The sequence below is a fragment of the Sediminivirga luteola genome (genome assembly GCF_014639315.1).
In the GTDB taxonomy this organism is placed as follows: Bacteria; Actinomycetota; Actinomycetes; order Actinomycetales; family Brevibacteriaceae; genus Sediminivirga; species Sediminivirga luteola.
Genome location: NZ_BMFY01000037.1, coordinates 1 through 2,158 on the forward strand (window position 1 = coordinate 1; position 2,158 = coordinate 2,158).

Sequence of the window (2,158 nt, forward strand, 5' to 3'; positions counted from 1 at the left end):
CCTAAATGTGCGGCAGTCCCGTCACCATCGGGTTCCATGTAAAGGCGTCGTTCCCGATGCTGACCACTGAATCAGGGATGGTGACGCTGGTCAGGTTGTTGTTGAAAAAGGCCTGGCTCTCGATGCTGGTCACTGAATTAGGGATGGTGACGCTGGTCAGCTGGTTGGAACCGAAGGCATAGCCGCCGATGCTGGTTACTGAACCAGGGATCACCACGCTGGTGAGCTGATTGTTAGCGAAAGTAAAGTTGCCGATGCTGGTCACTGAATCAGGGATAGTGACGCTGGTGAGCTGATTGCCGGCGAAAGCGTCACTCCCGATGCTGGTAACAGAATCCGGGATCGTCACACTGGTGAGCTGATTGCCGACGAAAGAGGCAATGCCAAGACTGGTCACTGAATTAGGGATAGTGACGCTGGTCAGCCGGTTGTGACCGAAGGCAGAGTCCCCGATGCTGGTCACTGAATCAGGGATGGTGACGCTGGTCAGCTGGTTGGAATGGAAGGCAACGTTCCCGATGCTGGTCACCGCTACCCCGCCGATCTCGGCGGGGATCACCACGTCCTTCGGCCCGCTGCCGCTGTAACCGGTGATGGCGCCGGTACTCGCATTGAAGGTGAAGTAGCCCGCGTCCGTCGGGCATCCGTGAGCGGCGCACGTGTCAAGCCCTACGGTCGCTGTCACCGACTCGGNGCCACGCCACGGGCCTCCAGCACCCCATCCACCAATCCGCGCGCCATCAGGGGTGCCTCTCTTCTGGTTCCTCGCGCACGGCCTCCTCGGTGGGAGCCGCCCCTGACCCTTCAGCTATGCCGGACGCAGATTCCTCGGTGGGAGCATCCTCCGTCTCCTCGGCACCCTCGGGCTCCCGGCCGATGCCGGCCCGTCCGGAAGAACCACCCCGCCGCTCGATCACGGTGCCAGGCGGGAACACATTGCTACCCAGCTGCGTGTCCACATGCACCGAGGCGGTCACCATCGGGTTCAGTGCAAAGGCATTATTCCCGATGCTGGCCACTGAATCAGGGATCACCACACTGGTCAGCTGATTCGCAAGGAAAACGGAACTGCCAAGGTCGGTTACCGAATCAGGGATCACCACACCGGTGAGCTGATTGCTGTTGAAAGCGTCATCACCGATGCTGGTCACCGAATCAGGGATGGTGACACTGGTCAGGCCATTGTCGGCGAAGGCACCGATCCCGAGGCTGGTCACCGAATCAGGGATGGTGACGCTAGTCAGCCGGTTGACACCGAAGCTCCAGTCCCCGATGCTGGTCACCGAATCAGGGATCACCACACTGGTGAGCTGATTGCCGTAGAAAGCGGAACCGCCGATGCTGGTCACCGCCACCCCGTTGATCGAGCGCGGGATCACCACGTCCTTCGGCCCGCTGCTGCTGTAACCGGTGATGGCACCGGTACTCGCATTGAAGGTGAAGTACTCCGCCGGCGTCGCAGGCTCCTCCGCCCCGCGGTACTCGATCTGAGTGCCGGGCGGGAATGCAGCGATGTCCAGCTGCGTGTCCACATGCACCGAGGCGGTCACCATCGGATTCTGCGCGAAGGCCCAGTGGCGATGCTGGTCACCGAATCAGGGATCGTCACACTGGTGAGCTGATTGCTGGAGAAAGCGGTACTACCGATGCTGGTCACTGAATCAGGGATGGTGACGTTGGTCAGCCGGTTGCTACCGAAGGTGCTGGTCCGGATGGTGGTCACCGAATCAGGGATCGTCACACTGGTGAGCCAATTGTCGGCGAAAGCGCCACTGCCAAGGATGGCCACCGAGCCGGGGATCACCACACGGGTCAGGCTGTTCGACGTAAAGGCTCCGTCCCCGATGCTGGTCACCGAATCCGGGATCGTCACACTGGTCAGGCCATTGTCGGCGAAGGCCCAGCCATTGATGCTGGTCACAGAATCAGGGATCACCACACCGGTGAGCCAGTTGTCGGAGAAAGCGCTATCGCCGATGCTGGTCACCGAATCAGGGATCACCACACTGGTGAGCTGATTGCCGAAGAAAGCGCGAAAGCCGATGCTGGTCACCGGCACCCCGTTGATCGAGCGCGGGATCACCACGTCCTTCGGCCCGCTGCCGCTGTAACCGGTGATGGCGCCGGTACTCGCATTGAAGGTGAAGTAGCCCGCGTC

At 61.0% G+C, this 2,158-nt stretch carries 3 protein-coding genes; all 3 read right to left on the minus strand.

Translation table 11 applies throughout. From position 1 onward, the window contains the following. Nucleotide 1: 1 nt before the first annotated feature. Nucleotides 2–685, minus strand: coding sequence for a leucine-rich repeat domain-containing protein (locus IEW13_RS17205; RefSeq protein ID WP_188552134.1), 684 nt, complete (start codon nt 683–685; stop codon nt 2–4). 55 nt (nt 686–740) lie between these two features. Further along, the gene (locus IEW13_RS17210; RefSeq protein ID WP_188552135.1) at nt 741–1,553 is read right to left on the minus strand and encodes a leucine-rich repeat domain-containing protein; all 813 of its coding nucleotides are present in this window, start codon (nt 1,551–1,553) and stop codon (nt 741–743) included. Next, nucleotides 1,547–2,158, minus strand: a 612-nt coding sequence (locus tag IEW13_RS17215) for a leucine-rich repeat domain-containing protein (protein ID WP_188552136.1), incomplete at its 5' end; no start/stop codon positions are given. The genes IEW13_RS17210 and IEW13_RS17215, both read right to left, overlap by 7 nt.

Bases quoted from the DNA above. Each gene is read 5' to 3' on its own strand.
- IEW13_RS17210 (WP_188552135.1), bottom strand. From the start codon at position 1,553: ATGGTGACCGCCTCGGTGCATGTGGACACGCAGCTGGACATCGCTGCA.